The following is a 1981-nucleotide window of genomic DNA, read 5'->3' as shown; positions in this document are numbered from 1 at the left end:
CCCCTCCACCTGGACGAAGGCCGCCGCCGCCGCGCTCATCACGCCGCCGCCCTCCCCGGTGAGCAGGTCGAAGCCCGCCTCGGCGATCCACCGCGCCAGGGGGACGACCCACTCCTCGTGGGCCTCCGTTCCGGAGCCGAACACTCCGATGATGCGGCGGTGTCTGCGCATGGCTGCGTCCTCCCCGGATTTCCGGAACACATCTACGACCTATGTTCCATGCGAATCCCCAGCCAGTGACGCAAGGGATCACGGACCGACGTACCGCCTGCGTCGCGTCCACCCGTGGAAGGTGCGCGGTCGGAGCGTTGGACATCCATCGCCTACCCCACCCGAAGCGCCTGTTCTGCTTCGCACGGCCCGTGATGTCGGACCCCTCCTCTACCTTCGTGTGGAGTGAGCCTGGAGGACGCCCATGTTCGACGCCTGTGGAGGTTGTGAACGCCGTGGCACCGCCGGTGAAGTGTTCGACTGGTGCGCCCACTGCGAGTTGTCCCTGTGCCCTGACTGCCTGCCGAAGGGCTGCTGCGGCACCGTGCCCGCGGACTCCGGCCGGGGCGCGCCGCGCGAGCTGCCCGAACCGCCCGCGCAGGGACGGGAGCCCCTGCCGGAGCACTTTGGCGGCCGCTGCTGCACGCACGCGCGCGCGGTGGCGTGCTCCTGTGCCTTCCACTGGGTCTGCGTGCAGCACGGCGACCTGCACGTGGGCAAGCACGACTGAGGGGCACCACCCTTCCTGGAACCTGGAAGGACGGGACGCCTTTTCCGCCGCTTCCGGGCGTTGACAGCCGGGGGTCGCGTCCAGGACCGTCCCAGGGCGTCGGGCGCTTCCGCCCGGACACATCACGGAGCAACGGCACCATGGGTCTCGCGGAACGGAAGGAGCTGGCGGCGTTCAAGGAAGAGTCCTTCGCGCCGAAGCTGGAGGAGCTGAGGTCGGCCGCGGGCGGCGCGGACCTCCAGGTCACCCTCGAGGAGGAGAGCTTCACCTCCGTGGCCGCCATCCAGATGATCTCCAATGGCATCTTCGACCGCCTCATCGACGACCTGAAGGCCGTCTGCGGCGACACCATTGGAAAGGAGGCCGTGCGCGACGGCATCAAGACGGTGCACGTCATCCACAAGGAAGACCCCGGCTACACGCTCGAACTCGCGGGGGGCACCCTGACCGTCAAGGCGAAGGTGGACGGGTCGCTGGGCAGCGACCTTCCGGGCTACGGCGACTACAAGCGCTACCTGCTGCGGACGCTGTAGACGCAGGAGCCAGGGTGAAGGGGCGCCCCGTGGAGGCAGCCCCTGTCCCTCATGTCCCGCGTACGGCTCAGGGCACGTCGAGCGCGACGCTCTGGCCCGGGACGGCCATCACCCAGCGGACGACGTCGGGCTTGCCGCCACAGGTGACGCGCACTTCGAACTCGCGCCCCGCGGGCATCGAACTGACGAGCGGCGTCGCGCTCTCCAGCACCTGGGAGCCCAGCGCCACGCGGCAGCCCGCGGGGCCGGTGACACTGAGCATGCCCTTGGCGTCCGCCTGGGGCGCGGCATCCGCGAGCGTGCGCAGGTCGATGAGCTCCGCCTTCGACACCTTGCCGAAGCGGTGCAGCCGGCCATCCACGGCGGTGGAGATGAGCCACCCTCCCGGGCTCTCCGGCAGGGAGTGGTCCGCCCCGAGCAGCACGCCCGACACGTAGACGCGCTCGCCAGCCTGGGCGTTGCGCACCTCCACGCCCCCGCCGGGCAGCACGAACACCAGCGCCAGGCCCGCGAGAATCACACCGATTCCGCCCACCACCAGCCCCTTGCGCTGACCGGGCGTCAGCCCCTTGCCGGACGCGGGAGGCGCTCCGACGGCGGGCGGGGGACGCGTAGCCACCGGCGGGACAGGCGACGGCGGGGCCGGCGGCACGGCATGGACGGACGGCGACGGTACCGGCGCATTGCCCACGGGCGGGCGCACCGGCGAGTGCGCGACGGGGGGCGC

Annotated in this window: 3 protein-coding genes and 1 pseudogene; 2 read left to right on the top strand and 2 right to left on the bottom strand. The window is 71.2% G+C overall.

All coding sequences use genetic code 11. From position 1 onward, the window contains the following. The coding region (locus D7V88_RS41015) for an SLOG cluster 4 domain-containing protein (protein ID WP_504815068.1) at nt 1-171 on the bottom strand (171 nt) is incomplete at its 3' end. A 244-nt stretch (nt 172-415) separates the two neighbouring features. Between D7V88_RS41015 and D7V88_RS41010 the strand changes: the two genes are divergently transcribed. Further along, nucleotides 416-721 (top strand): hypothetical protein, encoded by a 306-nt coding sequence (locus D7V88_RS41010; protein WP_120545896.1) that lies wholly within the window; start codon nt 416-418, stop codon nt 719-721. 140 nt (nt 722-861) lie between these two features. Continuing rightward, nucleotides 862-1254, top strand: coding sequence for a hypothetical protein (locus tag D7V88_RS41005; protein WP_120545895.1), 393 nt, complete (start codon nt 862-864; stop codon nt 1252-1254). A 67-nt stretch (nt 1255-1321) separates the two neighbouring features. On the opposite strand, the pseudogene D7V88_RS41000 reads toward D7V88_RS41005, so the two are convergent. Further along, nucleotides 1322-1981: pseudogene (locus D7V88_RS41000) on the bottom strand (serine/threonine-protein kinase); the annotation flags it as partial.

Source organism: Corallococcus terminator (genome assembly GCF_003611635.1).
Taxonomy (GTDB): domain Bacteria; phylum Myxococcota; class Myxococcia; order Myxococcales; family Myxococcaceae; genus Corallococcus; species Corallococcus terminator.
The sequence above is the reverse complement of the archived record's forward strand: the minus strand, read 5'-3'. Positions and strand labels throughout refer to the sequence as shown.

Coding starts and splice junctions, on each gene's coding strand:
- D7V88_RS41010 (WP_120545896.1), top strand. CDS start 416: ATGTTCGACGCCTGTGGAGGTTGTGAACGCCGTGGCACCGCCGGTGAA.
- D7V88_RS41005 (WP_120545895.1), top strand. CDS start 862: ATGGGTCTCGCGGAACGGAAGGAGCTGGCGGCGTTCAAGGAAGAGTCC.